General features: G+C 27.8%; 14 protein-coding genes. 8 read left to right on the forward strand and 6 right to left on the reverse strand.

Going from position 1 to position 18,773, the window contains the following annotated elements; translation table 11 throughout:
- Nucleotides 1–251: 251 nt before the first annotated feature.
- The 8 genes from spoIVB to EK368_RS08900 all read left to right on the forward strand — a co-directional run bounded on the left by spoIVB (nucleotide 252) and on the right by EK368_RS08900 (nucleotide 11,249).
- Nucleotides 252–1,571: a SpoIVB peptidase gene (spoIVB, locus tag EK368_RS08870; protein ID WP_129598578.1), complete on the forward strand. Its 1,320-nt coding sequence runs from the start codon at nucleotides 252–254 to the stop codon at nucleotides 1,569–1,571.
- A gap of 207 nt (nucleotides 1,572–1,778) precedes the next feature.
- Nucleotides 1,779–2,579: a sporulation transcription factor Spo0A gene (gene spo0A / locus EK368_RS08875; RefSeq protein WP_129598579.1), complete on the forward strand. Its 801-nt coding sequence runs from the start codon at nucleotides 1,779–1,781 to the stop codon at nucleotides 2,577–2,579.
- A gap of 225 nt (nucleotides 2,580–2,804) precedes the next feature.
- Nucleotides 2,805–6,068, forward strand: coding sequence for a type I restriction-modification system endonuclease (gene hsdR / locus EK368_RS08880; RefSeq protein WP_129598580.1), 3,264 nt, complete (start codon nucleotides 2,805–2,807; stop codon nucleotides 6,066–6,068).
- Nucleotides 6,069–6,070: 2 nt separating this feature from the next.
- Nucleotides 6,071–7,483: a class I SAM-dependent DNA methyltransferase gene (locus EK368_RS08885; RefSeq protein WP_129598582.1), complete on the forward strand. Its 1,413-nt coding sequence runs from the start codon at nucleotides 6,071–6,073 to the stop codon at nucleotides 7,481–7,483.
- A gap of 15 nt (nucleotides 7,484–7,498) precedes the next feature.
- A complete protein-coding gene (locus tag EK368_RS08890; protein WP_129598584.1) occupies nucleotides 7,499–8,935 on the forward strand; it encodes a restriction endonuclease subunit S in 1,437 nt (478 codons plus the stop codon).
- Nucleotides 8,936–9,169: 234 nt separating this feature from the next.
- Nucleotides 9,170–9,340 carry a hypothetical protein gene (locus tag EK368_RS14895; protein ID WP_165000394.1) on the forward strand — a complete coding sequence of 57 codons (171 nt, stop codon included), beginning with the start codon at nucleotides 9,170–9,172 and terminating at the stop codon, nucleotides 9,338–9,340.
- A gap of 128 nt (nucleotides 9,341–9,468) precedes the next feature.
- The gene (locus tag EK368_RS08895) at nucleotides 9,469–10,353 is read left to right on the forward strand and encodes a tyrosine-type recombinase/integrase (RefSeq protein ID WP_129598586.1); all 885 of its coding nucleotides are present in this window, start codon (nucleotides 9,469–9,471) and stop codon (nucleotides 10,351–10,353) included.
- Between the two features lie 350 nt (nucleotides 10,354–10,703).
- Nucleotides 10,704–11,249, forward strand: a complete 546-nt coding sequence (locus tag EK368_RS08900) for a site-specific integrase (RefSeq protein WP_129598588.1) — start codon at nucleotides 10,704–10,706, stop codon at nucleotides 11,247–11,249.
- A 253-nt stretch (nucleotides 11,250–11,502) separates the two neighbouring features.
- Here the strand turns inward: EK368_RS08900 and EK368_RS08905 are convergent, their stop codons facing one another.
- The 6 genes from EK368_RS08905 to EK368_RS08925 all read right to left on the reverse strand — a co-directional run bounded on the left by EK368_RS08905 (nucleotide 11,503) and on the right by EK368_RS08925 (nucleotide 18,185).
- Entirely contained in the window at nucleotides 11,503–12,810 is a 1,308-nt protein-coding gene (locus EK368_RS08905; protein WP_165000395.1) for an FtsW/RodA/SpoVE family cell cycle protein, read from the reverse strand.
- On the reverse strand, nucleotides 12,798–13,142 hold the full coding sequence (locus EK368_RS08910) for a PadR family transcriptional regulator (RefSeq protein ID WP_129598594.1): 345 nt from the start codon (nucleotides 13,140–13,142) through the stop codon (nucleotides 12,798–12,800). Before EK368_RS08910 ends, EK368_RS08905 begins: the two co-directional genes overlap by 13 nt.
- Before the next feature lie 889 nt (nucleotides 13,143–14,031).
- Nucleotides 14,032–15,939 (reverse strand): endonuclease MutS2, encoded by a 1,908-nt coding sequence (locus EK368_RS08915; RefSeq protein WP_129598597.1) that lies wholly within the window; start codon nucleotides 15,937–15,939, stop codon nucleotides 14,032–14,034.
- Entirely contained in the window at nucleotides 15,932–16,252 is a 321-nt protein-coding gene (locus tag EK368_RS08920; RefSeq protein WP_129598600.1) for a CD3324 family protein, read from the reverse strand. The genes EK368_RS08915 and EK368_RS08920 overlap by 8 nt, the downstream gene beginning before the upstream one ends.
- A gap of 400 nt (nucleotides 16,253–16,652) precedes the next feature.
- Nucleotides 16,653–16,829, reverse strand: coding sequence for a hypothetical protein (locus EK368_RS14900; RefSeq protein ID WP_165000396.1), 177 nt, complete (start codon nucleotides 16,827–16,829; stop codon nucleotides 16,653–16,655).
- Between the two features lie 201 nt (nucleotides 16,830–17,030).
- Nucleotides 17,031–18,185 (reverse strand): DUF362 domain-containing protein, encoded by a 1,155-nt coding sequence (locus EK368_RS08925; protein WP_129598603.1) that lies wholly within the window; start codon nucleotides 18,183–18,185, stop codon nucleotides 17,031–17,033.
- Nucleotides 18,186–18,773: the final 588 nt, after the last annotated feature.

Below are 18,773 nucleotides of genomic sequence, written 5' to 3' on the forward strand. Positions count from 1 at the left end.
CTTTATTTTTTTGCAAAAAATTAAATGTTGGAGTTATTCACCCCAACATTTATTATAGAACCTAAATTAAAAAGGTAGATTTTATTGTTTTTGAAATATTATCCAAGCTATTGATTTAAACGTATATGAGTAGATTACAATTTTTATGAAGAATAAACCTTTTAAAATTAGGCTAAATTAATTATATATCATAAACACTCTTTTTGAAGGAAAAAAGCAGCTCACTGGGGAAAATAGGAGTGTGATAATGATTGTTTAGAAATAAGTCTAATCGTATTTTTTTAATATTTTTTGTAGTAATAGTATTGGTTAGTTTCTATTCCTTAAGCTTTGAAAAAATGATCAACGTTCCAGAGGAGATTAAAATTTTTGAGGATGAAAAACAATCTTTTAATGTTAGATTTCCTTTTAAAGTTGATCATACTAAAATAGATACAAATATTTTAAAATTATCTCCTAAAACTGACAATGACGAAAAAATGTTGTACTTGAATCCTGTAAATATAGGGAAAACAAATATTCAAGTAAAGCTATTGGGAATTATACCTTTTGGAAGTGTAAAGGTAGACGTAGTACCAAAAACAAAAATGATTCCTGGTGGTCAATCAGTAGGAGTAAGATTAAACACAAAAGGCGTTTTGGTCGTTGGATTAGAAAAAATTAAAGGAATAGATAGTAAGTATCATAATCCTGCACAAGAAGCTGGAATTACTGTAGGAGATAGTATTCTTCAAATCAATCATATACAAATAAAAGATGCTGATCATGTAACTAAAATAATCAATGAAAATAAAAATAATCAATTGAATTTAAAAGTAAAACGCAGAAATGAAGTATTTCATGTAGATATTATGCCCATTCAATCTGTAGAGGATGAAGAATATAAAATAGGTGTGTGGGTAAGAGACAAAACTGCTGGAATTGGAACTTTAACTTTCTATCATCCTGCCACAAATAAATTTGGTGCTTTAGGACATGCTATTACAGATGTAGATACGGGTTTATTATTAACAGTAGACAATGGACAAATTGTTAAATCTAAAGTTGCTTCTATAGAACAAGGTAAAAAAGGTAAACCTGGAGAGATAAAAGGAATTTTTTATGAAACCAGTAATCCTATTGGAAACTTAAAGAAAAATACCAATTTTGGTATCTATGGAGAAGCATATGATCCTTTGATCCATGAACTTTATCAAGAACCTATAGATATTGGATATCAATATCAAGTTAAAGAAGGAAAAGCAACTATTTTAACTACTATTGATAATAATCAAGTAGAGGCTTTTGAAATTTATATTGAAAAAGTGAATAGACAACGTACTCCAAATACTAAAAGTATGGTAATAAAAGTAACAGATCCTAGGTTACTCAAAAAAAGCGGAGGAATTGTACAAGGCATGAGTGGTAGTCCTATTATACAAAATAATAAACTTATAGGAGCGGTAACTCATGTATTTGTGAATGATCCATCTAAAGGCTATGGTTTATTTATTGAATGGATGATGCAAGAAGGAGGAATAGATTTACTTGAGAATAATCAAATTGCAAATGATTATAGTTTAGCAAAATAAAAGATGCTCGTTAGAGCATCTTCTATTTTTAATAAGATAATAATTTATTTAAAAAATGGGCAATTCCAATAATAATATGGTAATTATTAGAAAAAAATAAAAAAATATAGTAATCTTTTCCAAAATAGAAGGAAATATATTCCCGTTGTCGAATAAGTTTTAATAGAATAAATTTTAAAGTGTAAAAATGTTTAGGGGGGTAACTCAGTGAAGAATATTAGTGTTTTAATTGCAGATGATAATAAGGATTTTTGTGATATTCTAAGTGAATATCTAGAAAAACAAAATGATTTGGAAGTAGTAGGTATTGCTAAAGATGGATTAGAAGCAGTTGATCTTGTATCTAAAGAATTACCTGATGTATTAGTATTAGACATTATTATGCCACATCTTGATGGATTAGGGGTATTAGAAAGATTATATTCTATGAATTTGGAAAAAACACCTAAAATTATTGTCTTATCAGCTGTAGGACAAGATAAAATTACACAAAGAGCTATTAATTTAGGAGCAGATTACTATGTAGTAAAACCTTTTGATTTTGAAATTTTCATCAAAAGAATTCGTCAATTATCTGGAAATGTACAATTTGTTCCAGAAAAGAAAAATGAGTTTAAGAACTTATTAATTAACACATCAAATACTAATATATCCCAAAGCTTAGAAGCAAAAATTACAAATATTATTCATGAAATAGGTGTTCCTGCACATATCAAAGGATACTTATACTTAAGAGAAGCTATTTCTATGGTAGTAGAAAATATAGAAATGTTAAGTGCAGTAACTAAAGAATTATATCCATCTATTGCGAAAAAATTTAATACAACTCCTAGCAGAGTAGAAAGAGCTATAAGACATGCAATAGAAGTTGCTTGGAGTAGAGGAAAAGTAGATACGATTAATAATTTATTTGGCTATACTGTACATAATGATAAAGGAAAACCAACTAATAGCGAATTTATAGCGATGGTTGCTGATAAATTAAGAATTGAAAGAACTGCTGTGTAAATAATAATATTAAAGATGTGTAGATTTTATTAAATGATTATAAAAAATCTATTAAACACCTCCTATGTATTGGATGATTTCCAATATTTATGAAGGTGTTTATTTTTATGAAAAAAACTCTAAAAGAAATTACTTTTAAACTTTATAATCACCAAAATATATCAATATAGAGTATAATAAAAATATGTTATATTATAGGAATATTTGTAAATAGGGGGATACATTATGAGTAATTTTGTTTTTTTAAAAGAAAGGTGGCCTATACTTGAAAATTTAGGGAGATTGGCAGAAAGAAATCTTTATATAGATTCAAATACTACATTTATCAAGTGTGGTATATTTGGTGAAATTATAGTTCAGTTTATGTTTTCTATGGAAGATATTGATGCTAGTTTAGTAGGGCAGGATAATAATCATAACAATAGAATTAAGTTACTAAAAAAGGAAGAGTTCATTCCAGAGGATATTGACAATATACTTCATATATTGAGAATAAAGAGAAATAGTGCAGCTCATAATGGTTATGAAGATGTTGAAAAGGCAAAAATCCAATTAGAGCTAACATTTAAATTGGTCGTTTGGTTTATGCAAACTTATGGAGATTGGAGTTTTGAGCCTAATGATTTTAAAATACCACAAGAAAATGAATATACTGAAAATATTCATGATATAGCAAAAGAATATGAAGAAAAATACAAAGCTTTAGAATCAGAACTAAATGCTTTAAAAGCTCAGGAAAAGAATCGAGAGGAAATACAAAAACGTAAAGAACAAGGAAAAAAAGCCAGCAGAAATATTGAATTAAGTGAAGCTGAAACAAGAAGAATCATAGATGCTCAACTTCAAGGAGCTGGATGGGAAGCAGATACTATTCACCTTAGACATTCAAAGGGGACAAGACCACAAAAGGGAAGAAATTTAGCGATTGCTGAATGGCCAACATATTCAAAGGAAAAAGGCAATGGAGCAGTAGATTATGCTTTATTTATTGGTGAAAAGCTAGTAGGATTTATAGAAGCTAAAAAATATTCAAAAGATGTAGCAGGAACTATGATTGAATCTAAAGTTTATGTCAAAGGAGTAAAAGAAGACCATGAGGAGTATGTAGTTTCTAATTGGAATGAATATAAAGTACCATTTTTATTTGCTGCTAATGGTAGAAAATATATAAAAGAAATTGAAGATAAAAGTGGCGTACATTTTTTAGATTGTAGAAATCCCAAAAATAATACAAAGGTACTTCAAGGATGGTATTCACCAGAGAAGCTAGATGCTATGCTACATGAAAATGTAGAAGATGCAAACAAAACTTTAGATGAATTAAGCTTTGAATTTTTACAATCTGAAAATAGTATAGGACTTAGATATTATCAAGTAGATGCTATAAAAGCAATAGAAAAGGCCATTATAGAAGGAAAACAAAAAGCATTAATAACAATGGCTACAGGAACAGGAAAAACAAGAACGGTTTTAGGTTTAATTTACAGACTACTAAAAACAAAAAGGTATAGAAGAATTCTTTTCTTAGTAGATAGAACTTCCCTAGGTAATCAAGCTTTAGACACATTTAAAGAGGTTAAAATAGAAGATTTGAAAACTTTAAATCAAATTTATAACATCAATAGCCTTGATGAAAAGCTTATTGATAAAGAAACTAAAATTCATATAGCCACAGTACAAGCTATGGTAAAAAGAATTATGTACAATGAAGATGAAATCAATGTACCTTCTGTTGGAAATTATGACTGTATTATAGTTGATGAAGCTCATAGGGGTTATACTTTAGATAAAGAAATGAGTGATACAGAAGTTGAATGGAGAGATAGTAAAGATTTTTTAAGCAAGTATAAGAAGGTCATAGAATATTTTGATGCTTTCAAGGTTGCACTCACAGCTACTCCAGCACTTCATACTACAATGATATTTGGAAACCCTGTATATAATTATAGCTATAGAGATGCTGTTATTGATGGATATCTTGTAGATCATGAACCTCCTCATCTTATAGAAACAGAATTGACTCGAGATGGAGTTCATTATCATAAGGGAGATAAAGTAGCAAAATATAATAAATTTACAGGTGAGCTTATTAATGGAGCAGAATTAGAGGATGATGTAGATTTTGAAATAGATCAATTTAATAAAAAAATAATTATTGAATCTCATACAAAAGCTGCATTAGAAGAGGTTGCAAAATATATAGATCCTGAAAATGATGAAGGAAAAACTTTAATATTTGCAGCAAGTGATACTCATGCTGATATGATCGTTAGGTTGTTAAAAGATATTTTTAGAGAAACTATAGGTGGAGTAGATGATGATTCCATTCTTAAAATAACAGGAGCAATAAAAGATACAGATCTTGCTATTAAAAAGTTTAAGAATGAAAAATATCCCAATGTTGCAGTTACAGTTGATTTATTATCTACAGGAATTGATGTCCCTAAAATTGATAAAATAGTATTTTTAAGAAGAGTAAAATCAAGAATACTTTATGAGCAAATGTTAGGTAGAGCAACAAGACTATGTGATAGTATTGATAAAACCCATTTTGAAATATTTGACTGTGTAACACTTTATGAAGCTCTTAAAGATATGACAAATATGAAACCTGTTGCAGCTAATGCCAACACATCCTTTAAAATATTAAAAGAAACACTAGAAAGAACAGATAATACCGAAGAAAAAGAAGTAGTTGTAAAAAAGATAATCGCAAAGCTTCAAAGAAAAAAGAAACTCATAGATGAAAAAGAAAAATTAATATTTAAAAGTCTTTGTAACAATAAAACTCCTGAAGAATTTATAACTAAACTTAAAGAATCTGATACAAATATTGCTACTAAAGAGATTATTATGAATAATGCATTAATAGAATACTTAGATGAAAAATACAGAAATGAAGAAATTATAATCGTTTCAGATAAAGTAGACAAAGTAGTATCCCATACAAGAGGATATGGTAAAGGGAAAAAGCTAGAGGATTATATTAATGAGTTTAAAAAATATATTGAGAAAAATAAAAATACCATTCAAGCTTTAGAAGTTGTTTGTACAAGACCACAAGATTTAACAAAGGAAACATTAAAACAGCTTAAAGCTATATTAGATAATAATGGATTTAATGAAGAATATTTAAAAACTGCTTGGAAAGACTTAAAAAATGAAGAAATCGTAGCTGATATTATTGCCTTTATAAGACAACAAGCTTTAGGAAGCCCTCTAGAATCTAATGAGGAAAGAGTAAAAAGAGCAATTACAAGAATAAAAAGAGAATACTATTTAACCAAGCCTCAACAAAATTGGATCAATAGAATAGAAAAAGTAATGCTAAAAGAAGTCGTGATAGATCAAGACACATTAAACACTGGAAGCTTTAAGTCTCAAGGTGGTGGATTTGAAAGACTTAATGACAAGTTGTTTCAAGGTAATCTAGGAGAAATCATAACAAAATTAAAAACATATATGTTTGAAGAGAAGGAGATTAGCTAGGAATGAATACACAAGAAATAGTAAATAAACTTTGGAACCTTTGTAATGTACTAAGAGATGATGGAATCACTTATCATCAATATGTAACAGAATTAACTTATATTCTTTTCTTAAAAATGGCAAAAGAAACAACAGCAGAAGATAAATTGCCACAAGGATATAAATGGGATGATTTAAAGTCCAAGAGTGGAATAGAGCTTAAAAATTTCTATAAAGATTTGTTAAATCATTTAGGAGAAGAAACTACAGGAATCGTACAACAAATCTATCAAGGTTCAGCTACCAATATAGAAGAACCGAAAAATTTAGAAAAAATAATCACAACTATAGATGGACTAGATTGGTATTCAGCTAAAGAAGAAGGTCTTGGAAACCTCTACGAAGGATTGTTAGAAAAAAATGCATCAGAGAAAAAATCAGGAGCAGGACAATACTTTACTCCAAGGGTATTAATTGATGTTATGGTTAAATTAATAGATCCAAAGCCAGGTGAAAAATGTAATGACCCAGCAGCAGGAACCTTTGGATTTATGATCGGAGCAGATCTTTATTTAAAAGAAAAAACAGATAATTATTTTGAGTTAGATACAGACATACAAGAATTTCAAAGAACAAAAGCTTTTTCAGGATGTGAGCTAGTTCATGAAACTCATAGATTGGCACTTATGAATGCTATGCTTCATGATATAGAAGGAAATATTATATTAGGAGATACATTGACTAATGTAGGAAAACAAATGAAAGATTTAGATGTAGTACTTTCTAATCCTCCTTTTGGAACGAAAAAAGGTGGAGAAAGAGCTACACGAGATGACTTAACTTTCATAACATCAAACAAGCAATTAAATTTTCTACAACATATATACAGAAGCTTAAAATCAGATGGAAAAGCAAGAGCAGCAGTAGTATTACCTGATAATGTTTTGTTTCAAGAAGGTGATGGAACAAAAATAAGAGCAGACTTAATGGATAAATGTAACCTACACACTATTTTAAGACTTCCAACAGGTATATTTTATGCTCAAGGAGTAAAAACAAATGTATTATTCTTTACAAGAGGAAAAACTGATAAAGATAATACAAAAGAAGTATGGTTTTATGATTTAAGAACAAATATGCGTAACTTTGGGAAAACAAATCCATTAAAGGAATCCCATTTCGAAGATTTCATAAAAGCATATACTTCTGAAAATAGGGAAACAGTAGAAGATGAAAGATGGAATAAGTTTACTAGAGAACAAATAAAAGAAAAGAATGACAATTTAGATTTAGGACTTATAAAAGATGATTCTATATTAGACTATGAAGACCTACCAGACCCAATAGAAAGTGCAGAGGAAGCAGTAGCAAAACTAGAAGAAGCAACTGACTTACTTATGAGCGTTATCAAAGAATTAAGAAGCTTAGAGAAGTAAGGAGGGAGCAGGAATATGGCTAAAAAAAAGATTATGACATTAGAGGAAAAGTTAGAAGAGGCTATTGTTAAAGATGCTCCTTATGAGGTACCAAAGAATTGGGTGTGGTGTAAACTTGGTTATATTTCCATATTAGTAACAGGTAATACACCATCAAAAAAAAATTCAGATTATTATGGACAAGATGTACCTTTTATCAAACCAAACGATTTAGATCAAGGAAGAAGGTTAATACATTCAAATGAAATGTTAAGTAATTTAGGAGCGGAAAAAGCAAGAGTCTTGCCAAAAGGAGCTACAGCGGTTTGTTGTATAGGTTCAATTGGAAAATCTGCGTATCTAGAAGTTGAAGGAGCTACTAATCAACAAATCAATTCAATAATACCAATTAATATCAATACTTTATATGTTTACTATTATGTTTTAAGTGAATATTTTCAAAAAGAGTTAAAAAACAATTCATCTGCAACAACAATATCCATTATTAATAAATCTAAAATGGCAAATTTAAATATACCTATTCCATCACTTAAAGAACAACAAAGAATTGTTGATAGAATAGAAAGTCTTTTTGAAAAGTTAGATAAGGCTAAAGAATTGATAGAAGAGGCTGGAGAGGGATTTGACAAAAGAAAGGCTGCTATATTGGAAAAAGCTTTTAGAGGAGAGTTAACTGAAAAGTGGAGAAAAAATTATAATATAAGTGATAATAAATTACTTGATAACATTATAAATGAAAATAAAAAAATAAAGAAAAATTTCAATTTGACTGATTTAAGTGAGGTATATGGAATACCTACTAATTGGACTTGGATAAAATTAAAAGATATATGTGAAAAATTTAAATATGGTACTTCTGCTAAATCACAAATTGAGGGGAAAGTTCCAGTTTTAAGAATGGGAAATTTACAACAGGGAAAATTAATATGGAATAATTTGGTATATACGAGCAATGAAGAAGAAATAAATAAATACGATCTTGTGGAAGGAGATCTATTATTTAACAGAACTAATAGTCCTGAATTAGTTGGAAAGACATCTATATATAATGGAGAAATGGATGCAATTTTTGCAGGATATCTTATTAGAGTTAGGGTGCTAAATGGCATTGATTCAAAATATATCAACTATTTCATGAATTCTGTATATGCAAAAACTAGATGTATGGAGGTAAAGAGTGATGGGGTATCTCAATCAAATATAAATGCTGAAAAGTTAGGAAATTTCGATATTCCTTTACCATCTAGTGAAGAACAACAAGAAATCGTAAGAATCCTAGATAAGCTTTTAGGAGAAGCATCAAAAATAGAAGAACTTACCCAATTAGAAGATCAAATTGAACTTATAAAGAAATCAATTTTAGCAAAAGCCTTTAGAGGTGAACTAGGAACTAACTGCGAGGAAGATGAAAGTGCTTTAGAGTTATTGACAGAAATTTTAAGTAAACAGTAAAATTCACTATACTTCAACAAATATCCTTAAATGTATTAAATTTATCCCTAAGGATATTTGTTTTTAAAATTGATATATAAAATCTCATTATAACAATATTTATTAATGAGATTTTTCTTTTATATAATTGAATATATAGTTGTAATCATTACATTATAAGTATAGACATAAAGGTATGAACGAGATAAAATATTTTTAAATAAAAAATAATAATAAGTTCTATAGGAGGATACTATGTTTTTTAAAAAAAGAGAAAAGAAAGCATCTACACCAACTAATGATTCTAATACAAATCAAAAGATTCCTGAAATTGTCGAAAAGAAAAATTTAAAGCAAGATAAAATATCTAATTTATCTGATGAGATGATTGCAAATGCCTTGAAAAATTTGTTTTCAAAAAAATAATTTTAAATTTTAAAAAGTAATAATTTATGATAAAGTCTCCAAGAGGTTACATAATATTATTATGAGAAATAATGTGTAAAGAGATGAAATATTAACATGAGGAAATAATACGAGAAGGAGGTTTAATAATGAATGTAAGTGAAACGATTTTGAATAGTTTCTTATCATATTTAGAAAAAGAAAAAACAAAGAGAGATTATAAAAGGGATATCTATACTTTTTTAAATTTTATAGAGAAAGACTTTTTAGATGCAAATTTAGAAGATTGTAAAAATTACATAGAGGAACTCAATCATTTAATAGAAATTAAAAAAATGGCACTATCTACAGCTGAAAAATTTTATAGTGAAATTTATAGCTTTTTTAATTACTTAGAGGAAAATAGTTATATAGATTATAATCATTTTAAGAATATCCATAAACCCACCGCATCTAGAAAAATATCCTCTGATAGAATCATAAAATGGGATGAGCTAGATCAGTTGATTTCTGTTTTAAAAACTTATTCTTTAAGAGACTTTTCTATTTGCATGCTTATCTTTACATCAGGACTTACTTTACAAGAAGCAGTACATCTTAAATGGAATCAATTCATTGAAGATAATAAAGGGCATATTGGAATTATATTTGCCACTAAAAAAGGAGATCGTTATGTTAAAGTTCATCCAGATACATGGAAACTTTTAAATGATTATAAGTCCAAACAAGAAGGAATTGTTTCTAAAGATGATTATGTGTTTTTAAATAATAGAGGAAAAAGAATTACTGGAAGATGGGTAAGAATGATTTTACAAAAAGCATGTGAAGAAGCAAACTTAAATCATTCCTATACCCCTAGAGATTTACGACATGCATTAGCTGCTTATACATTAAAAAGAGGTGCCACCCCTCATCAAGTCAAAGAACAATTAGGATGGAGTCATGAAAATTTAGCAGATCGTTATTTATATACAATTCAACAATTAGAAGACAATGCTATTGATTATTTGAATTTTAGTTTGAAAGGAAAATAAAACATTTACTAAAAATAAATAGTTTTTCTTTAAAAAGTAAGCTGGTTAAAAATTTGACTAGCTTACTTTTTTTGACCTCCATATTTCGATTCTAAGCGATTTTTTAAGTCAAAAGGTATCAATACATCATGTGATAAATTACTACAGCTATTTTTGCGATACCCATTAAGAGAAATATTTGTATGTAACAAAAGTATAATTGTGTTACATTAAGGTTTTCTATGTATATATTGGTAAATCAACGTTTTTTAAAAAGTGAAAAATAGTAATGTAACATATTTTATTGCATAGTAACATTAAATGTAATATAATTATTCTTGTAGAATATAGGTAGAAAAAGGGGGAGTAACATGAATATCGTTCAACCTATAAGAGATAAAAATAAAATAGAAGATATGAAACATGAGCTTTTAAAATCAGGATATAAAAATTATCTTCTATTTGTTACAGGAATTAATACGGGACTTCGAGTTGGTGACTTATTGCATCTGAAGGTATATGATATAAAAAATAGAACACACATTATGATCGAAGAACAAAAGACGGGAAAAGAAAAAAGGTTTTTAATTAACAATCAGTTAAGGAAAGATTTTGAAAGGTACATACAAAACATGAAAGAGGAGGAGTATCTTTTTCAAAGTAGAAAAGGAAAAAATAAACCAATCACCAGAGTTCAAGCTTATAGAATTTTAAATGAAACAGGCCGTAGGGTAGGCCTTAGTGAAATAGGAACACATACTCTTCGTAAAACCTTTGGCTATTGGCATTATCAGATTTATAAAGACGTTGCCATATTACAAGATATTTTTAATCACTCATCACCAAGTGTTACACTAAGATACATAGGAATCAATCAAGATATTAAAGATAAGACCATAGAGGATTTTTATTTATGATAGTAAACCATAATCTGATTATGTTAACATAATAATCTGTAAATCTAATTATACGAATATTTTTTAATATTTAAAATTATAAACCCCGGTATTTTTATCATAATTACCAACTTTTTCTTAAAATTTTTATATATTGTACGAATTTTTTAGAATTTCATTTCTCTATGATAAGTCCTAATAATACAAATGAAACCTTTTCATAACATACAAAAAGTATTTCCTATGAAATTTATAAGAAATACTTTTTATTTGTTTATTCATTTATTTTATTAGAAACTGGAAAAGATAAGCTTCTTCTTCTATATACACTTAAAATAAGACCTATAGAAATTGCATGAAATAAAGAAGATAATCCTCCATAACTCATAAAAGGAAGGGGTATTCCCGCAAGCCCTATGCAATTTACATTCATTAAAATATTCCATACACATTCTACCGTAAATACACTGATCAATCCACTAATTAACAATTTTCCATATGGATCATGAATTCTTTTTATCATAAAAATCATTCTAATTAAATAAGTACACACAAGAGATACTATAAAAATCATTCCCATCCAACCAAAAGCATAAAGAATATAATTGAGTATAAATTCATTTATAGGATCATAAGGAAACGTTCCCTTTGGAACTGAAAAACCTCTTCCAAATAATTTTGCCATGTGCATATTTTTATGAATTTGCATATTTAAAAATCCTACTCCTAATGGATCAGATGCAAAGTTTAAGAAAGCTAACAGTCTTTGCATTCTATACGGCTTAGTCCATATTAGAATAATTCCTATGATAACTATACCCATTATCGTAAATAAAGCATATTTCCTTTTAAGTCCTGATTGTAAAGCAATCATCATAAAACCTATAAAATAGATCATACAAGATGATAAAGAAGGAGTAATCATTAGAATATATAGAGGAATAACCAAAAGGATCATACTAATAAATAAATTTCTTTTATCATTCCAGTCCCAATTACTAAAGATTCCAGCCAAAGCAATCAAAAATAAAAAAGGAGTTATTTCCATAAAATTAAATGAAAATCCAAAAATTTCAAGGACAGATCCTCCCAAAATAGTATCACCCTTTGAAATAATAAAAAAAGATAAAAGGGTAGTAGCTACAAAAATATGTACTGAATATTTCTTTATTTTTCTATAGTCAAAGTAATATAAAAATACAATAGAGGCTGTACCTAAGATAGAGTAGTATATACTTTTATGAAAAAAGCTTGAACTATAAGGCATATGTTTTTGTATCAAATACATTAAGATAATGCCCACATTGATAAAACATATAGTTAAGAGAAGAGTAACCCAATCAGGTGTTCCTTTGTGTGCTACGTTTAATCTTTTTCCTACTTCTTCAGCTTCTCCCATATGATTAATGGATATTTGTATCGCTTCCTCTTCAGATAAACCATCTTCTACATATCCATCTGACATTTCATAGATATGAGAACTAAGCTCTTCTTTGATTTCTTCATGACATTCTTTATATTTTATATAAGAACATACATCAGAGAGGTATTTATTGACTTGAGAATTTTCTATTGTTGACATAAATTTCCCTCCCATAAAATTTTTTCTACAGCAGAACGAAATACAGTCCATTCCTTTTGTTTTTCCTTAAGTGATAATTTTCCATCCTTTGTAAGTTTATAATATTTTCTTTTTCTCTTTCCATTTCCATCAGACCAATAGCTTTCCACTAAACCTTTTTGCTCTAAGGTATGTAAAATAGGGTAGAGGGTACCTTCTTTAAATGAAAAAATTCCATCAGATTTTTGTTCAATGGCTTTAATCATTTCATAACCATACATAGGACTTTGATCCAAAAGCTTTAAAATCAAAGTAGCTGTACTTCCTTTAAGTAATTCTTTATTAATATCCATAAAAAACCTCCTAAATAAAAATTTATAATGCCTAGAGTACATATGCATAGATATCATAGGTAATATAGTAACATAGTATTTGTAAATTTACAAGTATAGGTAATAAAATCTTAGTATATATAATAGAGGATGTATACAAATTTATAATGCAAATGATATGTATTATCATTTAATGAAATTATTAAAATCTATATAGTATAAGCATCTAAATGATTAAATTACAGCATTATCTATAAATTCTACAAAATTGCTATATCTAAGTGTTATATATATAATTTAGTTTTATATAGTTTTTATGTACAATTAGTAGTCATTTAAGTAAGTTATATATATTGTAGGATGCATATATATAAATAAAGATTTGAAAGAAGAAGAGGTTTAATAAGATATTCTTCTAAAATTCAACTATTCTTTAAATGTATATTTAGGGAATAGTTGATAAGAATAAAAAAACAAATAGCTACTTCTTCTATTTTTATTGCCTATTGACACCAATCTATGTTCACTTTTGATACGAATCTATATGCTGCGTTAAATGCATCTTTCGAATGTTCAATTAAAGGCTCAAACAGTAGTTGCTAAAATATAGCTCTAAGCAGACAAACACTATTTAAGAATATAAATTTATAAGTAAATAGAAAAGAAATGATTAGCTATGCTATCAAGTTAATCATTTCTTTTTAATAAATCGATTTATTTAAATTCCAAACTCTTTCGAATACTCTATTGTTCCGCTGATAGGCGCTGCATTTTCCAGTAATTTGATGGCCATAAAGTTTTTTGGTGAAATACCAGTAGGTGTTTCGATTCCTAACTGTTCAGCTGTAATATAACCAAAACATAGATAATATTTTTCACTTCCCAAAAGATTAGAATACTTATAACCTAATCAATTAGTATTTTGTTTCATTTCCTTTTGAATTTTTTTCAAAGCTTTCTTAGATCCTCGTTCAATATCTCTATCTAATTTTCTTTCTTTATAGCTTATAAATAAACTATCTAAGTCATAATCCTTTGGATATAGCTCTGTAGCCTTTAAATACAACTCTATTCTCTTTACATTTACTTCTATAAATTCACCATTATATAAAACTTGTAAATTATTAAATTTATTCACTTGCTTATATACTATTCCAAAATCATCTTTGTCTAATAATTTTACTTTATCTCCTATCTGATATATGGGTATTTCTGTTATTATTTTCTCTTCATATACTTTCTTAGATGACTGTATTTTACTTCTTTTCACTAAATCAAAATTATAGTTTTTTTCATCAATATATTCTTTTGCTCTTTTTAATATCTTGTCTTTTATTCCCATTTTCTTAGAAATGAATAGCGCATTACTGTTTTCCGATACTCCTATAGTTAGCTTATATAATGGTTGTAATGTCTCTTTATTAAACATCATCCCTGCATTTTCAAACTCAGGATGAAGTTTTGCATATTTTTTGAGTTCTCCATAATGAGTAGATGCTATGGTAATACATCCTTTTTGATAAAATTCTTCAAGAATAGCTATAGCAAGCCCGGCACCTTCATTTGGTTCCGTACCACTACCGATCTCATCCAACAAAACGAGTGTAGCATGATTAGATCTATTTATGATCTGTGCAATATTTTGTATATGTGAAGAAAAGGTACTAAGGGCATTTTCTATACTTTGATTGTCACCTATATCGACAAATATATTTTCAAATACATTGATTATGGTATCTTCACTTGCACATATATCCAATCCACACTGAACCACCAAGCTCAAAAGGCCTACGGTTTTTAGGGCAACAGTTTTCCCTCCTGCATTTGGGCCTGTAATTAGCAAACTTCTATAATTCTTCCCTATTTCTAAATTTAGTGGTACAACGTGGCCTTTTAAGAGGGGATGTTTTCCATCAACTATTTTTATATATCCGCTGTCATTTATTTTAGGTGTAATGCCATTTATATTTTGGCTATATTTAGCCTTTGCAAATACCATATCATACTCCGCTATGATTTCTATATTCAATTTAATATCTATTATTTTTTCAAATATCAGTTCTGTTAAATAAGATAATATCTTATATTCTTCCATGATTTCTTCACTTTTTAAACGAATAAGCTCCAAGCTAAACTTTGATACATTCTTTGGTTCTATAAATACTGTATTTCCTTTTGATGATGTATCTAATAAAACTCCATCTACTTCATTTTTATAGGAGGCTTTTATTGGAATAACATATCGATCATCTCTTTTGCTTACTATAAATTCTTGGATATACTTTTTATTTCCACTAGCTGTTAAGAATTTATTTAATCTCTCTTTTATTGTACTTTCCGTTACTTCGATATGTCTTCTTATTTTTTTTAGTTCTTTACTAGCTTGAGCATCTACCTTATTTCCTTTGATGCAGTATGATATTTCATTTTCAATGTTTTCACATTCTGTTATATTTAATGCATAAGCACTTAAGGTAGGAGCATAAACTTCATTTTGAAGCATAAAAGACTTAATCTTTCTACTACCTCTTAGAAAGTCTTCTATTTTTATAAGTTCATATGGATCTAGAATCATACCCTTTTCAATTTTATCTATCATTGTATTTACATTAAATAATCCTTCTAAAGGTATATGATTACTATTTTTTATTATATTTTTAGCTTCTTTGTTTTCATTTAATTTTCGTTTCACAATGTTTATATTTCCACTGGGATTTAGCTTATCTATCAGATCTTTTCCAAGTGAACTTACACAATGTACTTTTACCAATTCCTTTATTTCATTTAGCTGAAGTTTTTCAAATGTGTACTTATTCATTGGATTGTCCTCCTAGATTTACGCTTATATTCCCTATCTGATCTTCTTTGTTCATTTTTGATACTATTTTTCTTATACTAGACTCGGATAAGTTATAGTCATTTACTAGATAGTCTATAGAATATCCATTTTTATACAAATCAAATATTTCTTTATTTCTATAATATATTGTTTCTTTAGTGCCATTCTTTTGTCCCCAGCCTACTTTGTTTTTTCCAGTAATAGGGATATATATAAACTCACCTTGAATATATTTTTGAATTTCTTTTAATAAATTTGTAGGTAATATACCTTTTGCATTTTTATATTTCAATTTTATATCTCCTTTTATTTATAAGTCTTTTTTATGGGACTTAATAAATAAGGAGTTATTGTTTGTAATTAAACTCCTTATTTATTAAGAAGTTCAACCCCCAGCTCTTTATAATTGTTTTTTTTCATAAATCAACTCTCCCTTTTATTTTTATGTCGTATTTATTATTTCATAGATTATAGACTTTCTCAATACAGAAAATTATTATATTTAAGTTTTCCAATTTTGCTAGAATACTAATTTTAAGATTTGATCAATCATTGTTCCTATGTCTAGATTCAGTAAATTCATTATGATTTTTATAACAAAGTATGTACAAACTCCAAGAAAAAAACCAATCCATGAATTTTTATCTGCTTTAAATATTTTACTGATTTTTATCATCTCCAGTCTAGTCAGTTTAATAATCACCAAATTCCAGATTTTCATCTGTAACACATTCACTTTCATTAAATATATCTAACTTAAACTCCTTTGGCATTATCTCTCGAATAAATTCTATGTCTTCATTACTAATCCATCCTGTAGAAAATTCATTGCCATAATACTCACTAGATAGAATATATTCTGTTTCCAAAAATCATAACTTATTGGGATCATTACTCCACTTGAAGTTTCACAAACTTTTATTGATTCAAAATGTGAAGATACTCTTTCCAATATTAAATCCCTCCTACAACGTATAATATAATTAATTCCTCTAATAATTATATTATGTAAACACAATAAGATTATTAGAGGAGTATTTATGCGTATCAATTCTCTAAGCTGTATTTTTCTATAATTTTGATAATAATTTCATGAGTATTGGTCTATGAATATTTACCGCCTTTACTGGACATAATTCCTGACAACAAAAACACCTGATACATTCATCCAACCTTACAATTGGCTTATTGTTAACCATTTTAATAACTTGTGGGGGACAGTTCTTCGCACAATCACCACATCCAACACATATGTTATGTTGAAATACTGGTTTTGGTTGCAACAATTCATTTAATATATCTCTTAAGAATTTTGGTAATTTACCTTCCAATAAATCCAAGCTTCTTATCTCTGGAACAACAAAGTCATCTATTACAAATTTATCTAGTTGATCCCCTTTCAGCTCTATATCATCAAAATTTCCTCTACATAATTTTCTTTCTATACACCTTTGAATGGTAGGTACCTTTGTAGGAGCCAATCCTATAATAGAAGTTGCTACTACATCCAAATGATATGGACTTGTTGAAGCAATTACCACTCCTATTTTTCTAGGATCTCCTCCACTCGGGCCCTCTCCTTCCATTCCTACAATTCCATCCATAAAAGACAGTATAGGATTTGCTACTAAACATATATCTACTAAAGCATTTGAAAAATCTTTATTATTAGGCATTCGCACATGATACTCAGCTTTTTCAAGACCTGCTACTATTCCAAACATATTTTTAACTGCACCTGTAAACATCATCATTCCATGAGTTTTTAGTTTTGATACAGATATTACTTTATCTACTTGTTTTAGTACTTCTATTGTAGTTATATTTTTCAAAATAAATCCATCTTCATTTTTTACGTCTACTGTATTTGTATTGTAGTTTAACTGAGCCCCTACTTCATTGGATATTTGTTCTATTCCACAGGCTCTATACACACCCTTTAATACTCTATTATTAAAGGGACCTCCTGGACTATCCCCAATAATAACTTCTGCTCCATAATCAATTAATATTTTCGCTAATGCTTTCGCAAATACGGGATGAGTTGTTGTAGCATTCTCAGGTTTCTTTTTCATTAAAAGATTAAGCTTTAATAAAATCCTATCCCCTTTATCTATATATTTTTCTATTCCTCCAAGATTATGAAAGCTTTCTTCAATTGATTTTTTAACAAGATTATAATCATATTCTCTACATTCTACTAAAGATACTTTTTCTCTTTTCATTTTTCTCTCCTACTATAATATTTTATTTCTTGAAAAATTAAAGGCTTGTATTTCTATTATAATGAAATAAGGATAGTCTTGTAAGACTATCCCATAAAAAATTTTAAAAGTATGTGGTTTTATTATTTTTTATGGAATTATCATTAACTATATTACTTGTGAGGTAGTAAAAGTTAATAAAAAATATATTTATTTGTTGTGAAAATTATAGTAAAATATAGGTACTAAAATCGTTTATATACAATATCTTAGAAACAAAAAATTATTTAATTATTCTAATATCCCTTTTTATCTGACTGATACTACTTATTACAACTACTAATAATCCTGTTCCTATAACTCCTAAAATAATCAAGTAATTCATAACTTTTCTCGTTTCAAGTCTACCTATACTTAAATAAAAAAGTCTTCCATTTTTTAATTTATAAAATGAATTGTTTTTTATAACACTTTACTATTATACGAAATTTTCCATTTTAAAATCAAAAAAATTATACAAATCCACTCAAAGCTATAGTTCTAATCTAAAACTAAATCAAATAACATTTTAATAAATATAAAAAAGGGAATTATTGTTTGGTTATACTG

The organism is Anaerophilus nitritigenes, assembly GCF_004138215.1.
GTDB classification, from domain to species: domain Bacteria; phylum Bacillota; class Clostridia; order Peptostreptococcales; family Thermotaleaceae; genus Anaerophilus; species Anaerophilus nitritogenes.

What these genes read in the sequence shown, in the direction of transcription:
- hsdR (WP_129598580.1), top strand. Translation starts at nt 2,805, where the DNA reads ATGAGTAATTTTGTTTTTTTAAAAGAAAGGTGGCCTATACTTGAAAAT.
- EK368_RS08885 (WP_129598582.1), top strand. Translation starts at nt 6,071, where the DNA reads ATGAATACACAAGAAATAGTAAATAAACTTTGGAACCTTTGTAATGTA.
- EK368_RS08890 (WP_129598584.1), top strand. Translation starts at nt 7,499, where the DNA reads ATGGCTAAAAAAAAGATTATGACATTAGAGGAAAAGTTAGAAGAGGCT.
- EK368_RS14895 (WP_165000394.1), top strand. Translation starts at nt 9,170, where the DNA reads ATGTTTTTTAAAAAAAGAGAAAAGAAAGCATCTACACCAACTAATGAT.
- EK368_RS08895 (WP_129598586.1), top strand. Translation starts at nt 9,469, where the DNA reads ATGAATGTAAGTGAAACGATTTTGAATAGTTTCTTATCATATTTAGAA.
- EK368_RS08900 (WP_129598588.1), top strand. Translation starts at nt 10,704, where the DNA reads ATGAATATCGTTCAACCTATAAGAGATAAAAATAAAATAGAAGATATG.
- EK368_RS08905 (WP_165000395.1), bottom strand. Translation starts at nt 12,810, where the DNA reads ATGTCAACAATAGAAAATTCTCAAGTCAATAAATACCTCTCTGATGTA.
- EK368_RS08910 (WP_129598594.1), bottom strand. Translation starts at nt 13,142, where the DNA reads ATGGATATTAATAAAGAATTACTTAAAGGAAGTACAGCTACTTTGATT.
- EK368_RS08915 (WP_129598597.1), bottom strand. Translation starts at nt 15,939, where the DNA reads ATGAATAAGTACACATTTGAAAAACTTCAGCTAAATGAAATAAAGGAA.
- EK368_RS08925 (WP_129598603.1), bottom strand. Translation starts at nt 18,185, where the DNA reads ATGAAAAGAGAAAAAGTATCTTTAGTAGAATGTAGAGAATATGATTAT.